Raw genomic sequence first — 22,536 nt, forward strand, 5'->3', positions numbered from 1 at the left:
AGGCTACGCTGCAGACAAGATCCCTTAGGCTTGTCGTGCAGGTCTTACCCTGTCTCTCTCTTGCCGTACGTCGCCGGCAAGGAAAGAACAGGGCCTCCGCGGCGGGAGGGTCAACGCCCACATGCCATTGTGGATCGCCCCCACCGCCTTAACTCCCAGCTTTGACCCAGGGCTGGGCGCCTCGAGCCAAAACCAGGAACTTCATCGATGTGCCCTTCAGCGGATTTTTAGGCCCGCCCTCGAGAATGGAGAACCGACTAGAATACTGCACCACTCGGTAATGTAAGCTTATTATATCATAGAGAATTCAAGATCAGCAATATTAACACTTTGGGTTAACTACTAATTTCAACCTCTAATGGTCACGTTCGACAATGTAATCAGTAAGCTCATTTAACAGTGCCATATTGCCGCTTACTTTCGACAAGGTTTCCTTTGCTTCTTGAGCATGATAGGCAAGTTTCTTCTTTGCTCCCTCTAATGTTAAGAGGCTTGGATAAGTGCTCTTGTCTTTGTCATCATCGCTGCCAACCGGCTTCCCAATTAAAGAAGCATCTCCCTCGACGTCAAGAATATCATCTTTAATTTGAAAGACCAGTCCCAAAGCTTTTGCAAAGCTTCGAAGCTTTTCGATGTCCTGCTCAGGGGCATTTGCCATAATTGCTCCAGCTACTATGGAATAAGTAAGCAAGTCCCCTGTTTTATGATGATGAATGTACTCCAACTCCTCCAGGGACAAGCTCTTTCCTTCTCCGTTTAAATCAGCAGCCTGGCCTCCCACCATACCTTCGGGACCTGATGCTTTTACGAATTCTGATATTAAACGAATTTTCACCTCGGGAGAGAGGCTGTTTGTTTCAGAAGCCATTATTTCAATGCTTCTTGTAAATAAAGCATCTCCTGCAAGGATCGCTATGGCCTCTCCAAATACTTTGTGATTGGTCGGCTTCCCTCTGCGAACATCATCATCATCCATAGCAGGAAGGTCATCATGGATAAGAGAATATGTATGCACCATTTCAGCAGCGCATGCAATATCATAAGCATCGTCAAACAACGAGTCATACGCTTTTAACACAGCAAGCATAAGAAGGGGCCTTATCCTTTTACCGCCGGCGTTTAAGGAATAAATCATAGATTCTTTTAAGTTAGGAGGTGTCTCTAATGAATCAATAAGCTCTGGCAGGCGCTTATCAATGATGTCTTTGTATTTCTGAATAAAAGCTTGCAATGATTCTTCGGTCACTCTTCTTCCTCCTTAACTTTTAAAAGTTCTATTTCCCCATCCTCGCTCATCATTTGATCCATTTGTTTTTCAACTCTTACAAGCTTGTCATGGCAAACCTTGGACAAATTCATGCCTTCTTGATACATCTCAATAGCCTTTTCCAAGGGCACGTCGCCCTCTTCAAGTTTTTCTACAATGCCCTCCAGCTCTTCCATTGCCTTTTCAAACGTTATCTGTCTGTCCTGCTCTTCAGCCATCAGCTTCTCCTCCTTTACTTTGCACACTTTCTGTTTTCACCAATGAAGGACCGGTACTTTCAACCTGGCAGTTGATGCTGCCGTTTTTCACCTGTATAGATACCCGGTCTCCAGCTTCAACGTCTTCCACTCGCTGAACGAGCTTTTGATTCTCATCATACGTCACATTATATCCTCTGTTCATTACTTGAAGTGGATTTAATAAATTAAGCTTAGAGATATTGTTTTGGAGTTCTTCCTGCTTTTTGGCCAAGATTCTTAAGATCTCTTTCTTAAGGGCTGCATCCCCTTGCTCCAGGCGTGTACGGCTTCTTTCAGCCAGTTGAGAAGGGTGGGACCTAAGAAGGCGTGCATACAGTCTCTCAGCTTGTTCAGCAGATTTATGCAGCGATCTTGTCGATCCTTTAGAAAGTCGTTCTATCAGCCTGTCTAGTTCTTGTTCCTTTTGTCTGAGAAGCTGCTCCGGATATTTAAACGCATAGGATTTCTTTAATCGCTCAAGCCTTTCTCTTTCAGAAGCAACTCTTCCTCCGGCTGCTTTAATAAGACGGTCACTAGCCCGCCTTAAGCGTCCTTCCACTTCAACGATATCTGGAACAATTAGTTCTGCCGCCGCAGTAGGGGTGGCTGCTCTGACGTCTGCTACAAAATCGGCAATGGTAAAGTCAGTTTCATGACCAACTGCAGAAACAACCGGCACGCTGAGTTCAAACAGAGCTCTAGCAACAATCTCTTCATTAAACGCCCACAGGTCTTCAATTGATCCTCCGCCGCGCCCTACGATTAAGACATCAAACATTGACGTTTCATCCGCTTGTTTTATCGCGTTTGCTATACTAGGTGCTGCGTCCCTGCCTTGAACAAGCACAGGAAAAAGTGTGACACGAGCAAGGGGGAAGCGTCTTTTTAAAGTAGTAAGGATATCTCTGATCGCCGCTCCGGTTGGTGAAGTGACAACGCCGATTTCTCTGGGCATTTTAGGCAGCTGTTTTTTAATCTCTGGTCTAAAGAGCCCTTCTGTTTCAAGCTGTTTCTTTAATTGTTCAAACCTTAAGTATAACTGCCCAATACCATCTGGTTCCATTTCCCTCACGTACAGCTGGTATTGGCCAAAGGGTTCATAAACAGAAACCTGCCCTTTAATCAGGACCTTCATTCCGTTTTCAGGCTCAAAAGATAACTGTCTGTTATTACCCGCAAACATAACAGCTGATATTCTTGATTTATCATCCTTTAAGGTGAAATACATGTGACCCCGGGAATGCTTCTTAAAATTTGATATTTCTCCCCGCAGCCAAACATGCTGCAGGCCGTCATCCATTTCCAGTGCAGCTTTTATCTGCCTGGTTAACTGTGATACGGAAATCCACCGGCTTTCGAGCCCGTTCATTAGGATGATGCTCCTTCTAGCGTCCGTTTAGCTGATTCTACTGTATTATATAGAAGCATTGTAATCGTCATTGGTCCAACACCGCCAGGAACCGGGGTAATGTAAGAAGCCTTTTCAGCTGCTTCCTCAAATAAGACGTCTCCGTATAATTTTCCGTCTTCCTTTCTGTTTACACCGACATCAATCACTACTGCATCTTCTTTTATGTAATCTTTCCCAATAAATCCGGCTCTTCCAACTGCTACTATCAATATGTCCCCCTGCGTAGTGATCTCTTGCATATTTGCCGTTTTGGAATGGCAATATGTAACTGTCGCATTTTCATTAAGTAAAAGCTGCCCTACCGGCTTCCCGACAATATTGCTTCTTCCTACAATGACAGCATGTTTGCCTGATAGAGATATTCCCTGGGATTGAATCATTTTGATAATTCCATGGGGCGTACATGGAAGAAAGGCTTTCTGGCCGGTCATCATTCGTCCAATGTTTACCGGATGGAAGCCATCTACATCTTTTTCTGGTGAGATGGTTTCAATCACTTTTGTCTCTGATATATGGTCAGGGAGAGGAAGCTGAACAAGGATACCATGAATGGTCGGATCGTTATTCAAATTCTCGATTCTTTGAAGAAGTTCCCTTTCCGATACTTCGCTTGTGAGCCTTGTAACACTGGAAAAGATGCCCGTCTCATTACATGCTTTTTCCTTTCCACGTACATAGGAGTGAGATGCTGGATCATCACCTACTAAAAGGACAGCTAAACCCGGAGTAATTCCTTGTTCCTTTACATTTTTCACTTCTCCTTTGAGTTCTTCTCTAATTTGCGCAGCGACTTCCTTCCCGCTGATAACTTTGGCTGTCATATGAAATCCTCCCCTTTACAGTCTTTTACAGTCTTCCAGTACTTTTGATAATACTCCGTTGACAAACTTCCCGGCCTCCTGGCCGCCAAATGATTTAGCCAGTTCGATAGCTTCGTTCACACTTACATGAAGAGGAATTTCTTCCACGAACAGCATTTCATACACAGACTCACGCATAATAGCACGGTCTACATTACCTACCCTTTCTAACGTCCAGTTTTGCAAATGGTTTTTTAGATGGGAATCGATCTCGTCTTTGTGGTCAAGTGTCCCTTTGACCGTTTCTGTTAAAAAGGCATCTGCCTCTTCCCCTTCATCCAGGGTGTTTTCTATCGCTTCTTTCCATCCAGCGTCTGTAAGATCCACCTGGTATAGAGCCTGTACTGCCCTTAGTCTCGCTAGTCTCCGATTCATGGTCTTTTCTCCTTTGTTTCAATCTATCACTGATCATAGCATATATAAATTGCTTAAAACAGTATGATCCTCGTGCTCTTGATCACATTAAACGATACAAACAGTCTTTCCTCTTTATTGGTAATTTACCACTATTATTAGGGGTTTCTATTGCTTTTAGTAATAAAAAATAAAAGATGCTTGAGGACTACCCCAAGCATGGTCTTTTATTCTATTTCTTCTTTTTCTGCTTCTTCCATGTTTTCAAACTGAATACCTACAACATGGACATTAATAGCTTCAAGATCAATCGATGTCATTGTTTGAAGCGTCTGCTGAATATTTGTCTGCACCTGTTTAGCGGTTTCAATGACTGATGCTCCATAAAGAATAACAATGGAAATCTCAATGGTAACCCCATCTTCACTAAGTTCCACCTTCACGCCTTTTCCGTGGTTTTTCCTTCCTAGAAATTCCCCCACGCCTGAAGCAAAATTCCCACGAAGAGTTGCTACCCCTTCCACCTCAGAAGTGGCAATTCCCGCTATCACTTCAATCACTTCAGGAGATATCTCAATACGTCCCAATTCATTCTTTTGTTCTTCAATATCTAATACTTGGTTTTCGTTCATTTACTCCACCTCCGAGTTAACTATTCATATCTATGACTATTCCTCGTTAATTTCTCTTATCCTTCATTTTCTTCTTTAGAGACATAATCATTTTTGTATTGACGAAAAACAGGAAACTCAGAAAGATTATCCGGTATCTTGCCATTTTCAAGAAGGATAATCTTTACGATATTTTTGTTGCGAGCCATATGATATCGTTCACCGTACTCATTGTGCTGGGTAAATTTCTTGAGATTTTGGTAATCCTCCTCCTGAATGGACACCGTATAGCCGCTTTCTTCATCCCCGAATCTCTGTTCATAGCCAACCTCAAATTCAACAATTTGAATTTGGTCGTTTTTTAAATTTCTTGTTTGTTCCAGGACCGCCTTGGCCCCTTCTGTCAGATCATTCCATTCCATGTATGACAACTCCTTATTCCGTGCATTCCAGCATACGAAAAATGCTTTAGATACTTGTTGATTATACCATGAGTGCCTTTATTTTTCATTACGATCTCATATTCCTGTGATAAATACGGTAACTTTCCCATGATTTTCTTCATCTAGCTTATCATTTACCAAACGAAAGAAGAATATAGATAAAGCTTCAAAAAAACTCTGCGAGCCTAAAAATAAAAAAAAGCAAATGAAAAATCATTTGCTTTAAGGTGCTACATGATAACCAACAGCTATGTCTTTCTTTCCTAAGTGTTCTGCTGCCAGCTTATTTATTTCTACAACTTCTTGTTCAGTTAATTTTTCAGCCTGGACAATGATCTTTACCTGGTCCTCTTCTGTAATGACTAATGCGTCTTCGTACCCTTGAGACTGAATTAATGTTTCAAGCATACTTTCTTGCTGTGCTGTTTTTTGAAGATTTTCCTTTTTTTCATGTGCATCATTTTTTTCAGCAGCTGACATGTCTTCTGAAGCTATAGTATTCGTATAGTCCTCTCTTAAGCGGCTTCTTGTTTCTTCTCTTTCCAGCCTGAGCGCACTGAACATACCTTCTGCTGCTGCAGGTGCAGCAATAGTAGAAGCTTCTTCTGCTTCTGTTTCCTGCATTTGAGCTGGGGCTTCCTCTTCCTCTTGCTCTTGCCCTTCCTCAGCTTCCTCTCCGCCTGCTTCTCCCTCTTCTTCTCCACCTTCTTCTCCCTCTTCTTTCCCTGGTGTTTCCTCTTCTGCCGACGGCACTTCTTCACCCGGCTCCTGTTCGTCAATTAAAATGTCAACTTGTCCGTCCTCAAGCCATTCCACCCATTCCTCATCGGTGAGTTCTGTACCTGGAACCTCTTCTTCTTGAGAGGCCTGTTCCACTGCCGGAGGTGCAGTCATATAGTACACTCCAAGTACCACTATTAAACTTACCATCGTTACCAGCCAAACGGTTTGTTTTTTCAGCACCATCTACTCATCTTCCTCCTTCATTTTCTTGGGAAGGACAGAAACACGGTGTGGAGGCACATCCAGTACTCTTGTCACAGCCTCTACCACCCATTCCTTAACCTTCATATTTTCCACTCCTTGAGCAACTACCAGGACTCCTCGCACTTCAGGCTTTTCTGTTTTCACGATTAATGGCTCTTCTTGATCTCCCTGACGGATAATAACCACTTGCTCCTCACTGCTTCCATCCTCAACCTTTCGCTTTCCGCCCTCGCGATCAGTTTCATCGGTAATCTGCTGGCGAATGGTTCTATTCTTTTCAATAACCTTGTTCTCTGTCGCGTCAAGGTTGACCATTATTGTTACGTCAGAAACCCCCGTGATGGCCTCAAGAGACTCGCGCAGCTGGTTTTCGTAAAGTTCCTCATACTTAGAAATGCTTCCTGGTTCTTTTTTGTCTTCACCTTTAAATGCCTCCTCTGCAGGCTGACTTTCACTATAAGCAGGCTGAGAAGCGTCCTCCTTTTCGTTTCCTGCCGTGCCTAAAAACATAAGGGAAACACCAACTATCAGAACTCCTCCCACATACACCATGGAGATTTTTTTCTTGTCTTTTGTTTCATTCTTACGCAGCCATTTTTTAAAGCTTTCTTTTAAGCTTTCATTTTTATTTTCTGTTATGGGAACCGCCCCCCTTCCATTTCTATGGAGAGGTTTTGTTCCTCAACCTCCCAGTTAGAGGCTAAGAACCTTTCGATTTCACGAAGGCTCGATGGAGGGGATGATTGTTCATTCTCGGACTCTGTTTGTATATGAACTGGGGCGATGGCTTCTACGGCTCCCTCCTGCTTTTTTTCATTTAATGTGACATGTACAAAAAAAGCCTGACTAGGATCAATAGTGTCTGCGTTAACGTCTTCCAAAAATTCCACCTCCACTCTGCTCAATTCCATATTCCATTTCTTCTCTACTTCCTCTGCTACTTGCAGTTCCATTTGTTCAGCCATCTGTTCTGAAATATATGCATCTTGTCCGGCTTGTATTTCTGTTTTCTTTTGAATCATTTTTTCTTCCATCCATTCAGCTGAGACAATCTCTCCTTCGTAATATTCAGGGAGAAAAGAATGAATATCTCTTTGAAATAAATCGAATAAAGGCTGGAGAATAATTACCATTAATGTAAGGGACAGACAAAGACGAATATACCGCTGAAATTTTGAGGAAGGCATCAGCATCTCTATAAGAACAGCTACCAGGATAAAAACAATCAATGTGGTAACCCAGTCGGTCAAATACTCCATAATTGCTCCCTCCTTACCTGACCATTAGTGATAAATTCCCAGACGCAACTACCATCGTTATAGCTAAGAAAAACATTAATCCTACAATTGCCAGGGCTGCGAACATATATAAAACTGTACGTCCAAGAGTGGATAATGCCTCCAGAAGTTCACCAGCACCTAAAGGCTGCAAGACAGCAGCTGCTGCATGAAATATAAGAGCAATAGAGAGAACTTTAATAGCTGGAAAAGCACATATCATAAACAATACCGCCACTCCTGCCATACCTACTGTATTTTTTAATAGTAAAGAAGCCCCCATCACTGTATCCGCTGCATCTGTAAATACTCGTCCCACAACTGGGACAAAGTTACCCGCAATGAACTTTGCCGTTTTTACAGCTACTCCATCAGTTACGGCCGCAGTCGCTCCCTGAACAGAGATCACTCCTAAAAATATTGTAAGAAATACCCCGAGTGCCCATAGCGCAATGGAGCGAAGAAGAGTAGCCAGCTTCGTTACCTGGATGTACTCACTTAGAGAACTTACGATGCTTAACAGGGCTGAAAAGAAAAGAAGAGGGAGAACAAAATACTGAATCATCAGTCCGCTCGTATTTACAAGAAACATGATCAGCGGATGAAATAAGGCAACGGTAGTAACGGCTCCCATAGATGCAAGGAGGGCCATAAGCAAAGGAAAAAGGGCAATCATAAAATGAACCATATTTGAGACGGATTCCTGCACATAGATCATCGCAACGTAAAAACTGTTAAGTGCAATCACTATAAGAACGATAAATGTAATACTATAGGCAACCCGGCTGACCGCATCATGTTCAAAAGCGTTTTGCAAGGCTCTTAACATCGTGCTGAAAATAGAAAGGAGAATTAAAGTTCCGAGGAGCTTTCCGTTTGCAATGAGTTCGTGAAATAAAAAATTTAGAAAAGCATATCCCCATTCTTTAGGAGAAAATGTTTTTTCTCCTTTTACAAACTCAAGCAAGGATCCTTTTTGACTTTCCGGCAAAAACGCTCCATAGTCCTGCGAAATCTCCTCCCAAAACTGATGTATATCCTCGAGTCCTAATTTATCCAGTTGATATTCAGCTATCTCACGCTGTTCTAATCCAGGTTCTTCTTCCGCAAGTACTGGCTGTGCTGCCCAGAGGAAAGCAAGGATAATCAAACATATAGCTGCCGCGGCTTGTCCTTTTTTAATAGCCCATCACCTCTTTTCACCCTGGTATGAGGGACAACACTGTTTCCACTAGCACGTTAAATATAGGAATGGCCATTACTACAATCAGCACTTTTCCGGCAAGCTCTATTTTTGAAGCCATCGCTCCCTGTCCGGCATCCTTTGCAATCTGTGATCCAAATTCAGCAATATAAGCAATCCCGATAATTTTTAAAATCGTATGCAGGTATATCATATTAATACTTGCCTGACCGGCTAAATTTTCAATTAACTGGATGGCTGTACGAATATGTTCAAGTAAAAAAAGAAAAATGACGGCTCCTACGAACAATGTCAGTAAAAAAGCAAAGACCGGTTTCTGCTCTTTCACCACAAGCGCAAGAAATGTGGCGATGAGTCCGAAACCGACGATTTGGACGATTTCGATAATTCATCGCCTCCTTTCATCCTTGAAACAGGAACACGCTTCTTATTTTTTGAAAGAGGTCGTCCACTATCGTTGCGACCATATATAAAACCACGACAAATCCTATCAATGTTACCCAATGGGCCCAGTCTTCTTTCCCCATTTGTTTTAAAACGGTATGAATCATTGCGACAATAATACCTATACCAGCAATTTGAAAAATCGTGTTAACATCATAGCCCATTACTCACCCCCCTTTACGTTTAGATCATGAGCACGATGACAAGCATACCTGTTAAAAACCCAAGAGATTTTGCCATGCTTTCAAACCGTTTTTGACTTTCCTTTGCATCCTGCTCCTCTCTTGCAAGGTGAGAAAGGGCCAGTCTTATCTGCTTTTGCTGTTGAATCCGGTCATGCTGTCCCAGCGTAGCGCCAAATTGTTTCATTACTTCAAGTTCATTTTGCTGAAGAGCGGTAAGAGGCCACGTATCTGATAAACAAGCATCCCAGGCCTTTTCTGCGCTCTCTTCCCCTTTTTGTAAATAATAGGCAAATTGAGCAAACATATAAGATATGGGCTTTGGAATTTGCCTGCTTAATTTCAAGCTCGCTTCCATCAGTGGAGTCAGCCCATACATCATTTCAGCCTCGAATGACTGAAGAGCTGAAACGAGCATTCGAAGCTGGCGGGGCCTGTCACTTAAACGGCGGGCAAAAGCGAAACCTGCCCAAGTACAAGCAGAAAGAATCAATATTGCCCCAAGCCACTTCATCGTTCTTTCACCCGAAACCGGTCAGTTAAGTAACTAACTTTTCCTTTCCGACCGCCCCTGCCTTCAGAACTGATTTCCAAAATGCATTCGAAGATTCCCTCACTGACAAGCTGTGTAATCATCGGTCTCTTCAGTACCTCTTCTTTGCTCCTTCCATGGGCAGTTGCAAACACAGTAACCCCCGCATGAATTGCTTCAAAAATCGCTTCTGCGTCTTCCTTTCGACCAATTTCATCCACTACAAGAACTTCAGGACTCATAGAACGAATCATCATCATCATCCCCTCTGCTTTCGGGCAGCTGTCAAGAACGTCTGTCCTTACTCCTACTTCATGACGTGGAATGCCTGACCGGCAGGCAGCAATTTCTGATCTTTCATCAATAATCCCCACTTTGGAAGAAGGTATATTTTCCTCTGGTTCCCCAGAGCTTGCAATTCTAGCTAGATCACGCAAAAAAGTGGTTTTGCCCGCTTGTGGCGGCCCGATAATTAAGGTGGTAAGCCAACGCCTGTCATATAGGTACTTTACGTATGGACGAGCTACTCCCTGTTTTGCCGAAGCTATTCGAACGTTGAAGAAGCTTACTCCGGTTATCGTCCTTACTTTTCCGTTTTCTACAAGGACCTTGCCTCCCACCCCGACACGGTGTCCACCTTCTAATGTGATAAACCCTTGACGCAGTTCTTCTTCAAATGCATAAATGGAATAATGGCTTAGTTGATTCAATACGTAACGAGCATCCTCTTTCGTAAATTCAACTGCTTCTCCAGTTTTTTTTGTAAGAAACAGCGGTCCTGCACGAAATAGCAATTCAACGGGCATCCCCACCCGCAGCCGGATTTCTTCAAGGTCGTTTTTTGTGTCAAGGAAAGATCGGACGATTGATTGAAGGGGCTGGGGAAGTATCGAAAATACAGGCAAGGCAGTGTCCCCCTTTTTTTCAAGCTTTATCCCTTATTAAAGCCATAGTTCATAAGGCAAATGCCGCCAAGAAGACATACAAGCTGACGAAAGGATAAACGATCAGAGATAGAAACAAGTCCAATGCTCATGGTTATGAGTGACACGACTGGCCCTGCGACTGAGGGAATAACGTTTTAGATAAGTATTTGCCCCATCTTTTGCACTTTTGCCATGAGCAGGGCTATAGCATTTCTTCATAGCACCCTCCCATTGATACTTGTTTGTACAACCTTATTCACCAGCAGGAAGTTTAGAACTAAGGGGGACAAAAGCTTCCGCGTTCTTGACGCAAAAAAACCTCTGGCACGCAGCCAGAGGTCATTCTTTCTTAATATACCTATCTCTTATAGAGGGTGGAATTTTAACAGGGAAAATCATTTAAAGAGGTTCTTTCAGGTCACATATCCTTAAAAAAAGAGGTGCACCTAAGCTTTTAGCACCCTCTCTCATAACTTTTCAATTACGCCCGGGATACATACTCTCCCTTACGAGTATCAATAATTAACCTTTCCCCTTCATTAACGAAAAACGGAACTTGCACGGTTAATCCTGTTTCAAGGGTAGCCGGCTTCGAACCTCCGGAAGCAGTGTCCCCTTTAATTCCAGGTTCAGTTTCGGTAACTTCCAATTCTACTGTATTCGGCACCTCAACACCGAGAGTTTCACTTCCGTAAGTCATGATTTGAACTTCCATGTTTTCTTTAAGAAAGTTAAGTTCATATTCAATTTGCTTTCCATCTAATTCAAGCTGATCAAAAGTTTCATTATCCATGAAAGTATGTACGTTCCCGCTTGCGTATAAATATTGCATCCGTCTTTTTTCAATGTGCGCTTTTTCTACTTTCTCACCAGCTCTGAACGTCTTCTCCTGTATCGCTCCTGTGCGAAGGTTACGCAGCTTAGAACGAACGAAAGCCGCCCCTTTTCCAGGCTTGACATGCTGAAAATCAACAACCTGCCATATTCCATTATCCACTTCAATTGTTAGTCCTGTTTTAAAATCATTAACTGAAATCATCTATGAATTCCTCCATGTTTAAATATTCGCTTATTGCATAATATACTACATAACCTTTGTTACTCTCCTAATATAATCAGTTCTTTTGGGGAATGGGTAAGAGAACGGTTTCCATTCTCCGTGATTACTATATCATCTTCAATGCGTGTGCCCCCAAGACCAGCCACATATATACCAGGCTCCACTGTGACAACCATACCTGGTGTTAATTCCTTATTGCCTTTAGGAGATAGTCTGGGCTCTTCGTGAACCTCCATCCCTAGTCCATGGCCGAGCCCATGACCAAATTTGTCTCCAAACCCATTTTTCTTTATATGCTCTCGTGCAACAGAATCGGCTTCGACACCTGTCATGCCCGGTTTGATCTCTTCCATTGCCTTCAGCTGGGCTTCATAGACTGTCTGATATATTTTCTTTAACTCCTCATCAGGCTCACCGACAGCAACTGTTCTGGTGATATCTGAACAATAGCCTTTGTAATAAGCACCAAAGTCTAATGTAACAAGCTCTCCACTTTGAATTTTCTTTTCGCTTGCTACACCGTGGGGCAGAGCACTTCTTTCACCTGAAGCAACAATGATGTCAAAAGAAGAGGAATCGGCACCTTTTTTCCGCATAAAGAATTCTAATTCGTTGCTTACCTCTATCTCTGTAACTCCAGGCCTTATGTAAGTAGTAATATGATCAAAAGCAGCGTCGGCAATGTTAGCTGCTTCTGCTAAAATGTTCAGCTCTTCTTCGTTTTTATTTAAGCGAAGTTCTTCTATGATACCTGAAACCGGGACTAACGTTCTGCTTACTTTGCTTTTATACAGCTCATATTCTTGATATGTGGTTTGATGTTTTTCGAAACCCAGCTTTTTAATACCTAATTCGTTTGCCTTTTCTCCGATCATTTCAGGCATGGAAGCCTTATGCTCGACTATATCATACCCTTTCACTTGAGCCTGGGCCTGTTCAGTGTACCTGAAGTCAGTAATAAAGACAGCGCCCTTTTCAGAAATCAACACTGCTCCGGCTGTTCCTGTAAATCCTGTTAGATAACGTCTGTTTACAGCACTCGTTACTAACAAGCCATCGATTTCTTGTGCCTGCAGGCCTTTTCTTACCTTTTCCAATCTTTTCATTATTGTCCTCCTCTGCTATAGCCGCCATGCCAGCCGACCGTGAAGAATATGATGTAGCTGCAGTTATAATAAGGAAACAAATCTTATGAATTAATAAATAGAATTAGGAAGCCGTTAATTCAGCTAAGGGTATCCGCTGCGTATGATTTGTAGGCAGACTCACGCCATGCCAGTGCTCAGTGAACACCCTTTATTCTATCACAGGGTTTATTATTTGAATAGATGTCAGGAGCTCTCCTTCATCGTTGTATATTCATAAGAGATTGAATAACCGATAAACACTCCATACAGAATGTACAGGCATATATTGGTGGCTATCGTATTAAAATCTAATAAGGGAAGCGGCTTTAGACCAGGAAACAGAGGATTTAAAATATAAAAAACTAAAAGCCATAATACAAAACCATATATCATGCCTGGTATGAGAGAATCCCATTTTTGAAAGATCACCTTATAAAGGTAAGCACTTAGTATAGAGAGTAATCCGATCACGAGAATACCAATCCACTGACCAAGATACCCATTTTTCCAATCCCCTAATGCCCATGGCATTAAAACAAGCGCAGGGCCTACACGGGAGAAATTTAAAAAGAAGGCTATGTAGCCTATGATGCTCCATATGATCCCACCGCATATCCCGATAAGAGCTACTTTACTCATGTAAGATAGAGACTCATCTGTGTCATTGTTTCTTGTTTTCTGCGCATTTGCCATTTCTATCACCTCTCCCTGTAGTATTGCTTACAGTTCATTCTTTCATTCTAAAAAGAGCAGGAATGTAAAAGGAATTAATGGTGTATTTTCATGAGAATAGGGAAAGATAATTTGTAAGGTTCATTATATTTTGCTCCCTGTATATCAAAGCAATAGAAACATAGGTAATGCCGCTTATTAATATAGAGGAATCAGAATTAATGATGTAGAATATAAACTATAAGAACTTCCCTTCAAACTTTTTTCCAGTTGTATATGTACTTAATGTTGATTTATTTCCTTTAACCCACTATTTTTCATAAGTTCTTCTTTTAATTTTCAGGCAAAACGGGAAGTGAAATATAAGAATCAGTTTAAGAATAGAAATGTAAACTTTGATGTTCTTTATAACATGTGAATATTTTCCTTACACTGTCTCCATTATATAAATACAAGAGGTTTCCTGCTTCCAAAAATTACCGCTAGCAGTATTAATATTTCCGGAGGTGATGAAAGGTGTCCAGACTTACTGCCCATCCTGTCTTAATTGTTATCTTTGGTCTCGCTGCCCTGGGTCTTGGTTATCAACTTATCACTAATCCTTTAGGCTTACTTACCTACCTCCTCGTTGGTGCAGCCGTAGCAGTGGGTATCTACTTCCTATTTACCAGAGTCATCCTTAAACGGATGAGCATGAATCAATATCAAGCTCAAGCCCGACCCAGCGCGTACGGCGGTAAATCAGCAGCTGGTGCAAAAGGCAAAGGGGCTCCTAATAACCGCCCTACACCCATTAAACAAAAATCGCAAAAAAAACGACCTGCCCGTGCGGTAAACAAACGGCGAAATGACCATAACTTAAAGGTGATTGAGGGGAAAAAGAACAGAAAAAAGAATCGGGCACTCTTTTAACAAAGTGCCCGATTCTTTTTTCTTATGTTTATGGTTTTGCAAAATAGTTAATATATCCAAAGCGTCTTAGAAAAAGTAAGAATTGTACTTGTGTCGGGGAGGAGGAGTCGGCATGCTACAGGTAGAAGCAACGGTATCAGAATGGTTTCAGCAATTGCAAAATCCAGTCTTTGACTGGTTGACATCTGTAATATCTTTACTGGCAAGTGAATGGTTTTACGTATTAATCATACCGCTTATATTCTGGATGTTTGATAAACACCTGGGGTTTCGGCTGCTTTACGTGTATTCTTTTTCCATGTACTTGCATGTGTTTCTTAACCAGATTATTATAATCGACCGTCCTGCCGCTGGAATTCAAGGGAACGGGCTTTCCACGTTTCCAAGCGGGCCTGTTCAGGCTGCTACGACATTTTGGGGGTATCTTATTCCAGAAGTCGCCAGGCGCTCGTTTTCTCTGCTGGCAGTCCTTATGATAGGCATCATCTCTTTTGTCACCTTATACACGGGAGCACACCTGCTTTTTGACGTACTCGGTGCTGTCTTGATTGGTTCCTTTATTGTCTACGCCGCTTATCGGTCTCTTGATTGGGTTGGGGGAATGCCTGATCCTTTCCGTTTTTCTTTTTCTCTTGTATTGCCATGTGCTCTCTTGCTTTTATTTCCTGAATCTGCTCACTATGCGGGGCTATTGCTTGGAACAGGCATTGGTTTTTCATTTGAACAGGTTAAAGTGAGAATGCTGATTTCTCCTCACTGGTCCAGGAAGTTTCTAGCAGCCATAGTTGGATTGACTGGTTTGTTTCTAATCGTGTACATTGGCACTTTCCTCTCACCAACTGTGCTTATCCACTTTCTTCATTTTACTTTTTTAGGGCTTTGGATCACTTTAATAGCACCGTATCTTTTTGTGCGTCTCCGCCTATTTGAACAGGATGGAAAGATTTATATGGATTCCTGAAATGGAGTAACGCAGCCAGCCCCCTCACTGATGAGGGGGCTATATCCATTCCTTGAGAAACAATTTCGTTTTCATCTTTCCTGCCTCCATTAATTTCTTTTTCATAATTTCATCAATGTGAAAGTCAGTAGCCTTTATTTGATGAACCGGAATGAAAACAATATTTTTTGCATGAGTTTTCGTGATATACCGCATGTCGTGAGCATTTCTCATTGTTTCAAAAAGAGACTGGTACATATCAAAGGCATTGCGGATTTTTTTCTCCCGAATTTCTTCCAGACTTGGTGTCAGCTGAAACCCTATTACCGGGCGAACGGGTTTGTCTCCTGCTTTTTTTATAAATATCCAGATAGGGAAATTACTAAGTAACCCTCCGTCCACTACTATACTGGGTTCTCTGCCCTTCCCGTAAAGCTTAACCGGTTTAAAAAAGTATGGGAGACTGCAGCTCATCCTCACTGCACGAGCTACTGAAAATGTTTCAGGAATAACTCCATAAAGTGGGAGGTCATCCGGCAGAACCAGCAGGCGTCCTTTTGTCAGATCAGAGGCAATGATTTTTAAGCTGCCATCCGGCAGGTCTCCAAACGTTTTTATGCCTTTTGCTTCTAAGCATCTATCAATCCACTTCTCCAATTCGTCTCCTTTATATAGGCCGAGTTTCCAGTAAACTGATATCCACTTCCATAAGGGTACCTTATTTTGTAACCAGGTTTCATCCAAAAACGTCTTCAAGTCCACGCTATTTAGAAGCTGTAAAATTTCTTCGCTTGTATAACCTGCTTTAATGAAGCTGGCTGTAATAGCGCCTGCACTTGTGCCGGCAAGCCGCTGAAAACAATATCCCCGTTCTTCAACAACCTGGATCGCGCCAATAAAAGCAAAGGCTTTTGCTCCTCCGCCTGCAAAGACACCGTCGATATTCATTCTTCCCCCCTCCTCTCAACAATCCTATGCAAAGGTAAGGGGAAGAAGTACGAAATTCATCGTATTTCTTACCTGTTTGTCCTTTCTTGTCTCTTTAAATTGCCCTGCTTTCCTCTAGAGCCTCCCCTGACAGAACAAAAAAGTGAGCAGCCTGGTTATATAGCTGCTCACTTTAGATTACTCGTTTTCTTCACTTATTTCGTTCTTGCGCTGGACTTCCCTTAATGCTTCTATCCTTGTCTGCTGCTCTTGAAAATACTGAACCAAGTCACCGATGCGGTCAATAGCATCCCAGCTTAAATGATGTTCAATGCCTTCTACATCAGTATAAATATTTTCCCCTTCTACCCCTATAATCCTGAGAAAATCTTCCAATAACTCGTGTCGGTACACCAGACGCTTGCCTACTTTTTTTCCTTTTGGGGTTAATACAAGCCCTCTATACTTTTCATAAATTAAATATTCTTTTTTATCAAGCTTTTGTACCATTTTCGTTACCGAAGAAGGGTGTACTTCCAGGTTATCGGCTATATCAGAAACCCGGGCATATCCTTTTTCCTCGATCAGCTGGTATATTCTTTCTAAGTAATCTTCCATACTTGGTGTAGGCATAAAATATCCTCCAATGCTCGACCTGGCGTTATGCGAAAAAAAATTGCACTATGATTATTGTACACCATCTACTTTTCTTTCACAATACAAGCAGAGCCTTGAAAATAGAAGCAGTTCTATTGTTTCCCAAGGGAAACATTTTTTCCAAAAAAGAAGCCGGGGATCACCCCAGCTTCCTTACAATCCACATTTCAGTTGCGCTCCACAGTTGGTGCACGTGTTGCATCCCCCTACATCCTCAACGGTACCTTCCCGGCATACAGGACAAGTATCTCCTATTTCATTTCCGATGTTCACTGTAGTTGAACGCACGTCCTTGATGGTATCCACAAGAACGACTTTGCCTTCATTTTCTTTTTTCTCGTTTTCATTCTCTTTGTCAAATGTATTCTCTTCTGCTTTCAAGGAAAGAACTTGAGCATCACGGCTGCCGTCTACATAGACTGTGCCGCCTTTTGCTCCGCCTTTGTAAAGTCTTTCATACACTTTTTGAACCTGTTCGACAGTGTAACCTCTTGGCGCGTTAACCGTTTTAGAAAGAGAACTGTCCACCCACCTTTGGATCACACACTGAACATCCGCATGAGCTTCAGGCTCAAGCTCCATTGCTGACACGAAGAAATCCGGCAGGTCAGTTGAATCAGCATCAGGATTACGATCCAAGTACTCTTGCACTATCTCCGCATTCACCTCTATAAACTTGCCAAGACGCCCGCTGCGGTAATATTTAAAAGAGAAATAAGGCTCTAATCCTGTGCTTACTCCTACCATCGTTCCTGTGCTTCCTGTAGGAGCTACAGTGAGAAGGTGTGAGTTTCGTATACCGTGCTCCAGAACGCCCTGCCTGATATCTTCAGGCATATTCTTCATGTACCCTGTATTGATAAAGGCTGTGCGCAATTGTTTTGTCTGCTCTTCTGTTTCACCAACAAGGTAAGGAAAGCTGCCTTTTTCCTTTGCTAATTCGATGCTTGTACGATAGGCGGTAGTAGCAATGGTTTCAAAAATCTGATCAATCAGCTGGTTTCCTTCTTCTGATCCATAAACGGTCTCCGCATAGATCAAGAGGTCATGAAGACCCATGACACCAAGCCCGATTCGTCTTTCTCCCTTTGCCTGCCTAGTATTCTCTTCAAGAAAGTAAGGTGTGGCATCTATGACGTTATCCTGCATTCGTACACCGGTTTCCACCGTTTCTTTAAGCTTGGCAAAGTCAACTTTGCTGTTTTCTTTATCTGCCATTTCCGCAAGATTAACAGCTGCCAGGTTACAGACAGAGTAAGGGGCAAGGGGCTGTTCTCCGCAAGGATTTGTCGCCACAACTTTCTGTCCATAGCTTTGGGCATTTGTCTGTTCATTTGCATTATCGATAAAGAAAATTCCCGGCTCAGCTGAGTAAGTCGCACAAATGTTAATCAGCTTCCATAATTCTCTGGCTTTGATGGTGCGGTAGGACTTTACGTTGTGACCCATTTTTTCCCATTCTCTTACATCACCGATGCTTTGCCAGTTCTCATTGTAAGCCGCCATTTCTTCCTCATTATAGTTTTCAACGTCAGGAAAGCGCAGGGTATAGGTGCTGTCACTTTCAACAGCTTCCATAAACTCCTTTGTCAAGCATACTGAAATGTTTGCACCCGTAAGAAATTCTGGGTTATTTACACTGTATGTTCCCCCAGTATGCAGCTTTTCTTCTGCTTCCTGGATAACCTTATTATCGAACCCGCCTTGGCCAGGAATACTTTTATAATTGAGAATACTTTGGTACATCGCATCTTCAACTTCTGTAAGCGGGGTAAATTTAAGCTTTTCTTTTACCAGGCTCTGTATCTGCTCATCCTCTGTATGTTCAAGCAAGAAACGTAAAATACGAGGATTTTGCATTTTTGAAATAATGAATTCCAAAATATCAGGATGCCAATCTGAAAGCATGATCATCTGAGCGCCTCGTCTTGATCCTCCCTGCTCTACTAAGTGAGTGAGCTTAGCGATATCATCAAGCCATGATACAGATCCGGAAGACTTCCCATTTACTCCCCGGGCGAGTGTATTTCTTGGACGAAGGGTAGAACCATTCGTTCCAACTCCGCCGCCGCGGCTCATGATCTCCATTACTTGCTTACGATGCTCTGATATCCCTTCACGAGAGTCCTCCATAAATGGCATAACATAGCAATTAAAATAAGTAACATCCGTTTCTGCCCCAGCTCCATACAGGACCCGTCCAGCCGGAATAAAATTCATATGAACTAACTGTTTATAAAAGTCTTGGAATGATTTCTTTTTCTTTTCTTCTGTTGTTTCTACTGAAGCAAGGCCTGTAGCATTACGTTTAGCAATTTGTTCGTAGAATATTTCTAAAGGCTTTTCAATAGAATCCAGAGACCTGCTGACTATTCCTGTCTCCGCCTCTTCCCCGTCCAGTACCCCAAGGAATTCTTTGTCTACCTGTATCTTCGCTTTATGGGCTTCCCAATCAAGCTCTTCAACAAATCCAAACCCTCTGGCCGGAAACTTAGGATCTTCTTTCACGGTTAAGACAACAAAGTCCCCTGTCTTGAGCGTTTTTTTCTCTGTATCTTTAAATGTATATCTGTCTAGCATGACAAGGCGGGAAACTCCCTTTTTTGTCATCGTCATGTCATTAGTTATCTTGTGTACTTGTGGAAACTGTTCGATGTCTTCATTTAATTTCTTTACATCAATTTTCCTTACATCCTGCATTGTTGTTGCCATGTGCAGTCCTCCTCTTCCCTTCTAAGGATTCGACAAAATCTCCCCATTACTTTCTCTCGTTCAGGAATTGAATTCTGTTTTCCTACTTTACCATACAAACAGCCGAATTCCAATATATTGTGTACAGTTTTTCTTATTCCCCACTATATATGGTAAATAAACAAAAAAAAGAAACCTTTGTCAACTAGGGAAGAAAGAGAAAAACAAAGCAAAAAAGAGGAATCATAGAGGAAATTGTCAAAATCCGCGGAATTTCATTTTTTTATTTTAAGTTTTATTTATGATTACAGTACTGTTCTTTCAGCTTCGCCCTGTAAATACGGGCTGTTTGCTGCCAAGCTGACATCATCATTCAATCGCTGTCCTTACAAAGCCTTGTATGCATCATTCAAACCGGCTCTATCACATTTTTTTTAAATGAATCCATTGTTTTTGTTTATTAAAAAAATGGTAAACTATAAGTTGTAAAGGAGGTTTTCATATGACCTATGTAATCATACAAGATGAACTTGTCCATCGACAAGATGCGACTATCTCTTTTGACGACCGGGGCTACTATTTTGGCGATGGGATCTACGAAGTCATCCCTGTTTATAATGGCCGGCCCTTTGCGTTAAATGAACACTTTCAACGTTTTTTAGAAAGTGCTCAAAAGATCGACATGCCCCTGGCTGCTCCTGTCGATAAAATTAAAAGCCTGGCTTGTTCTCTGATTGAACAAAACAATCTGGACAATGGGTATGTCTACATACAAATGACGCGAGGTGTAGCGGAACGCAACCATTTATATGAGCGTGATCTGACGTCGTTTCTGACGGGTTTTACTAAAGAAATGACCTTTCCAAGGGACAAGCACAACGGCATCTCTTTATATGCAACCGAAGACATCCGCTGGCTGCGCTGCGATATCAAAACCCTCAATCTCCTGGGCAATATCATGGCCAAAAGAAAAGCTGCTGATCACAACTGTGAGGAAGCACTGCAGCACCGCGGTGATGTCGTGACTGAAGGCTCTTCGAGCAATATCTTTATGGTAAAAAACAAAAATATTTACACTCATCCAGCAAATAACTTTATTTTAAATGGCATCACACGCCAGGTTGTCATCAGCCTGGCTGGAGACCTTAAATATAATGTTATTGAAGAAGCTTTTTCCCTCGATGATATCGAACAGGCTGATGAGGTATTTATCACTAGCACAAGTGCCGAAGTTACACCGGTCAGTAAAATTCAGGGAACGATTGAAAGTTCCTACCTTGTCGGCCCGGTCGCCAAAACGCTTCAAGAAGCATTTTACCGGACAACAAACTTATAAATGGGAAAAGAAAGAGAGGCTTAAAAAGAAGCCTCCATTTCTTTTTATTTACGAAATGTCCAATCATCTGATTTATATTTCTCTGCAAGCTCTAATACTTCCTGATGCTCTTCACTGCTTAATTTATAAGGCTCTAGGTTGATTTGTAAGCCTTTTTCAAAGCCATATTTAAAGGCCTTGCTAACTTCCTCCAGGGTAACAGGTTCATCTTTTAGTTCGTTGATTGCTACTGCCTTTTTCTTAAACGCCTTTTGCATACGCTCTCTTACACGCTCGCTAGGATAATTGAATACATCGAAAAGCATATCTTCATCATAGTCCAGAATAATGGAGCCGTGCTGTAAGATGACACCTTTTTGCCTTGTTTGGGCGCTTCCGGCAATCTTTCTTCCTTCCACCACCAGCTCGTACCAGGAAGGGGCGTCAAAACAAACAGCTGAACGAGGACTTTTTAATTCCTCTTCTTCTGCTTTTGTGCGGGGCACTGCAAAATAAGCTTCTAGCCCAAGTCTTTTAAATCCTTGAAGAATGCCTTCTGAAATCACGCGATAGGCTTCAGTTACCGTAGCAGGCATTTCAGGATGCTCCTCTGAAACAATTACACTGTATGTTAATTCTTTATCATGAAGCACACCACGTCCGCCCGTAGGACGGCGAACCAATCCCAGGTTATGATGTCTTACTGCTTCCAGGTTAATTTCTTTATGTACCTTTTGAAAATAGCCAACAGATAGCGTTGGAGGATCCCATTCATAAAAACGGACAACCGGAGGAATCTTGCCACTGCTGTGCCATTGAAGAAGCTTTTCGTCCAGAGCCATATTATAAGAAGGGGATTGCTTGCCAGAATCTATAAAGTACCATGTTTCTTTTTCCATTATATACCCTCTTCCTTTCAATTAACCTGCAAAACATAGTCTATCAAAAGCGCCAAAAAAACAAAAGAATGTTTAATCAGTGGTACAAATTGCAAATTTTGTTTTGCGTAAAGGAACAATCCTTATTATAATACATCATGTAACCTTGTCTAGGGCAAAAGGGGTGAAAAAATGATTACGTGGATTTTATGGGGGGTTTTACTAGGTATCCTTGCTTTTATGCTGGGACGCCGCTTAGTCAGCCCTAAATATTTAACGGAGCTCGATCAGGAAGAATTCCGCAGCGGTTACCGTAAAGCTCAGCTGATTGACGTGCGGGAACCGAAAGAATATAACGGTGGCCATATTCTTGGGGCTAGAAATATACCTCTCTCTCAGTTAAAGCACCGTATTACAGAAATTCGTACAGACCAGCCTGTTTACCTGTATTGTCAGTCTGGAAGCCGCAGCAGACAAGCAGCACGGACAATTCGCAAGCAAAGAGACATGAAGGACCTTTACCACTTGAAAAAAGGCTTCAGAAAATGGACAGGAAAGATCAAAAAGAAAAATTAATAAATAAAGAGTATATACAGTCAGTGTAAAAAACCCTATTGTCA

At 42.1% G+C, this 22,536-nt stretch carries 27 protein-coding genes; 4 read left to right on the forward strand and 23 right to left on the reverse strand.

The window, feature by feature from the left end:
* Positions 1-355: 355 nt before the first annotated feature.
* The 19 genes from ACFPU1_RS10875 to ACFPU1_RS10965 form a co-directional block, all read right to left on the reverse strand.
* Positions 356-1,246, reverse strand: coding sequence for a polyprenyl synthetase family protein (locus tag ACFPU1_RS10875; RefSeq protein ID WP_385941002.1), 891 nt, complete (start codon positions 1,244-1,246; stop codon positions 356-358).
* Positions 1,243-1,485: an exodeoxyribonuclease VII small subunit gene (gene xseB, locus ACFPU1_RS10880; RefSeq protein ID WP_054636460.1), complete on the reverse strand. Its 243-nt coding sequence runs from the start codon at positions 1,483-1,485 to the stop codon at positions 1,243-1,245. The genes ACFPU1_RS10875 and xseB overlap by 4 nt, the downstream gene beginning before the upstream one ends.
* On the reverse strand, positions 1,478-2,875 hold the full coding sequence (xseA, locus tag ACFPU1_RS10885; RefSeq protein ID WP_385941005.1) for an exodeoxyribonuclease VII large subunit: 1,398 nt from the start codon (positions 2,873-2,875) through the stop codon (positions 1,478-1,480). The genes xseB and xseA overlap by 8 nt, the downstream gene beginning before the upstream one ends.
* Positions 2,875-3,738 (reverse strand): bifunctional methylenetetrahydrofolate dehydrogenase/methenyltetrahydrofolate cyclohydrolase FolD, encoded by an 864-nt coding sequence (gene folD, locus ACFPU1_RS10890; protein ID WP_054636461.1) that lies wholly within the window; start codon positions 3,736-3,738, stop codon positions 2,875-2,877. Before folD ends, xseA begins: the two co-directional genes overlap by 1 nt.
* Before the next feature lie 15 nt (positions 3,739-3,753).
* Entirely contained in the window at positions 3,754-4,152 is a 399-nt protein-coding gene (gene nusB / locus ACFPU1_RS10895; protein WP_385941009.1) for a transcription antitermination factor NusB, read from the reverse strand.
* A 206-nt stretch (positions 4,153-4,358) separates the two neighbouring features.
* Positions 4,359-4,763, reverse strand: a complete 405-nt coding sequence (locus ACFPU1_RS10900) for an Asp23/Gls24 family envelope stress response protein (RefSeq protein ID WP_385941012.1) — start codon at positions 4,761-4,763, stop codon at positions 4,359-4,361.
* Positions 4,764-4,819: 56 nt separating this feature from the next.
* Positions 4,820-5,164: a hypothetical protein gene (locus ACFPU1_RS10905; RefSeq protein WP_385941015.1), complete on the reverse strand. Its 345-nt coding sequence runs from the start codon at positions 5,162-5,164 to the stop codon at positions 4,820-4,822.
* Between the two features lie 243 nt (positions 5,165-5,407).
* Positions 5,408-6,151 carry a SpoIIIAH-like family protein gene (locus ACFPU1_RS10910; RefSeq protein ID WP_385941018.1) on the reverse strand — a complete coding sequence of 248 codons (744 nt, stop codon included), beginning with the start codon at positions 6,149-6,151 and terminating at the stop codon, positions 5,408-5,410.
* Positions 6,152-6,811, reverse strand: a complete 660-nt coding sequence (spoIIIAG, locus tag ACFPU1_RS10915) for a stage III sporulation protein AG (protein ID WP_385941929.1) — start codon at positions 6,809-6,811, stop codon at positions 6,152-6,154. It lies immediately after the preceding gene.
* Entirely contained in the window at positions 6,808-7,431 is a 624-nt protein-coding gene (spoIIIAF, locus tag ACFPU1_RS10920; RefSeq protein WP_385941021.1) for a stage III sporulation protein AF, read from the reverse strand. The genes spoIIIAG and spoIIIAF overlap by 4 nt, the downstream gene beginning before the upstream one ends.
* Before the next feature lie 13 nt (positions 7,432-7,444).
* Positions 7,445-8,632 (reverse strand): stage III sporulation protein AE, encoded by a 1,188-nt coding sequence (spoIIIAE, locus tag ACFPU1_RS10925; RefSeq protein WP_417851951.1) that lies wholly within the window; start codon positions 8,630-8,632, stop codon positions 7,445-7,447.
* A gap of 16 nt (positions 8,633-8,648) precedes the next feature.
* Positions 8,649-9,038, reverse strand: a complete 390-nt coding sequence (spoIIIAD, locus tag ACFPU1_RS10930; RefSeq protein WP_100398390.1) for a stage III sporulation protein AD — start codon at positions 9,036-9,038, stop codon at positions 8,649-8,651.
* A gap of 16 nt (positions 9,039-9,054) precedes the next feature.
* Entirely contained in the window at positions 9,055-9,261 is a 207-nt protein-coding gene (gene spoIIIAC, locus ACFPU1_RS10935) for a stage III sporulation protein AC (protein WP_054636469.1), read from the reverse strand.
* Between the two features lie 19 nt (positions 9,262-9,280).
* The gene (spoIIIAB, locus tag ACFPU1_RS10940) at positions 9,281-9,793 is read right to left on the reverse strand and encodes a stage III sporulation protein SpoIIIAB (protein ID WP_385941024.1); all 513 of its coding nucleotides are present in this window, start codon (positions 9,791-9,793) and stop codon (positions 9,281-9,283) included.
* Complete coding sequence (gene spoIIIAA, locus ACFPU1_RS10945; protein WP_385941027.1) at positions 9,790-10,716, reverse strand: stage III sporulation protein AA; 927 nt, start codon at positions 10,714-10,716, stop codon at positions 9,790-9,792. The genes spoIIIAB and spoIIIAA overlap by 4 nt, the downstream gene beginning before the upstream one ends.
* A gap of 26 nt (positions 10,717-10,742) precedes the next feature.
* On the reverse strand, positions 10,743-10,886 hold the full coding sequence (locus ACFPU1_RS10950) for a DUF2619 domain-containing protein (protein ID WP_385941936.1): 144 nt from the start codon (positions 10,884-10,886) through the stop codon (positions 10,743-10,745).
* A 332-nt stretch (positions 10,887-11,218) separates the two neighbouring features.
* Positions 11,219-11,776, reverse strand: a complete 558-nt coding sequence (gene efp / locus ACFPU1_RS10955; protein WP_054636470.1) for an elongation factor P — start codon at positions 11,774-11,776, stop codon at positions 11,219-11,221.
* A 59-nt stretch (positions 11,777-11,835) separates the two neighbouring features.
* Entirely contained in the window at positions 11,836-12,903 is a 1,068-nt protein-coding gene (locus tag ACFPU1_RS10960) for a M24 family metallopeptidase (RefSeq protein WP_385941030.1), read from the reverse strand.
* A 225-nt stretch (positions 12,904-13,128) separates the two neighbouring features.
* Entirely contained in the window at positions 13,129-13,617 is a 489-nt protein-coding gene (locus tag ACFPU1_RS10965; RefSeq protein ID WP_054636472.1) for a YqhR family membrane protein, read from the reverse strand.
* 495 nt (positions 13,618-14,112) lie between these two features.
* Between ACFPU1_RS10965 and ACFPU1_RS10970 the strand changes: the two genes are divergently transcribed.
* Positions 14,113-14,508, forward strand: a complete 396-nt coding sequence (locus ACFPU1_RS10970) for an SA1362 family protein (protein ID WP_054636473.1) — start codon at positions 14,113-14,115, stop codon at positions 14,506-14,508.
* 112 nt (positions 14,509-14,620) lie between these two features.
* Positions 14,621-15,469, forward strand: a complete 849-nt coding sequence (locus ACFPU1_RS10975) for a phosphatase PAP2 family protein (RefSeq protein ID WP_385941034.1) — start codon at positions 14,621-14,623, stop codon at positions 15,467-15,469.
* A 39-nt stretch (positions 15,470-15,508) separates the two neighbouring features.
* On the opposite strand, the gene ACFPU1_RS10980 is transcribed toward ACFPU1_RS10975, so the two are convergent.
* The 3 genes from ACFPU1_RS10980 to ACFPU1_RS10990 form a co-directional block, all read right to left on the reverse strand.
* The gene (locus ACFPU1_RS10980; protein ID WP_054636475.1) at positions 15,509-16,396 is read right to left on the reverse strand and encodes a patatin-like phospholipase family protein; all 888 of its coding nucleotides are present in this window, start codon (positions 16,394-16,396) and stop codon (positions 15,509-15,511) included.
* 177 nt (positions 16,397-16,573) lie between these two features.
* Positions 16,574-17,008 (reverse strand): transcriptional regulator MntR, encoded by a 435-nt coding sequence (gene mntR, locus ACFPU1_RS10985; RefSeq protein WP_385941037.1) that lies wholly within the window; start codon positions 17,006-17,008, stop codon positions 16,574-16,576.
* Between the two features lie 177 nt (positions 17,009-17,185).
* Positions 17,186-19,744 carry a vitamin B12-dependent ribonucleotide reductase gene (locus ACFPU1_RS10990; RefSeq protein WP_385941040.1) on the reverse strand — a complete coding sequence of 853 codons (2,559 nt, stop codon included), beginning with the start codon at positions 19,742-19,744 and terminating at the stop codon, positions 17,186-17,188.
* Between the two features lie 481 nt (positions 19,745-20,225).
* On the opposite strand from ACFPU1_RS10990, the gene dat reads away from it, so the two are divergent.
* On the forward strand, positions 20,226-21,059 hold the full coding sequence (dat, locus tag ACFPU1_RS10995) for a D-amino-acid transaminase (protein ID WP_385941043.1): 834 nt from the start codon (positions 20,226-20,228) through the stop codon (positions 21,057-21,059).
* Positions 21,060-21,103: 44 nt separating this feature from the next.
* Here dat and ACFPU1_RS11000 read toward each other — a convergent pair whose 3' ends face one another.
* Positions 21,104-21,937: a lipoate--protein ligase family protein gene (locus tag ACFPU1_RS11000; RefSeq protein WP_385941046.1), complete on the reverse strand. Its 834-nt coding sequence runs from the start codon at positions 21,935-21,937 to the stop codon at positions 21,104-21,106.
* A 171-nt stretch (positions 21,938-22,108) separates the two neighbouring features.
* On the opposite strand from ACFPU1_RS11000, the gene ACFPU1_RS11005 reads away from it, so the two are divergent.
* A complete protein-coding gene (locus ACFPU1_RS11005; protein ID WP_054636479.1) occupies positions 22,109-22,492 on the forward strand; it encodes a rhodanese-like domain-containing protein in 384 nt (127 codons plus the stop codon).
* Positions 22,493-22,536: the final 44 nt, after the last annotated feature.

This window comes from Thalassorhabdus alkalitolerans (genome assembly GCF_042656525.1).
Lineage (GTDB): Bacteria > Bacillota > Bacilli > Bacillales > Marinococcaceae > Thalassorhabdus > Thalassorhabdus alkalitolerans.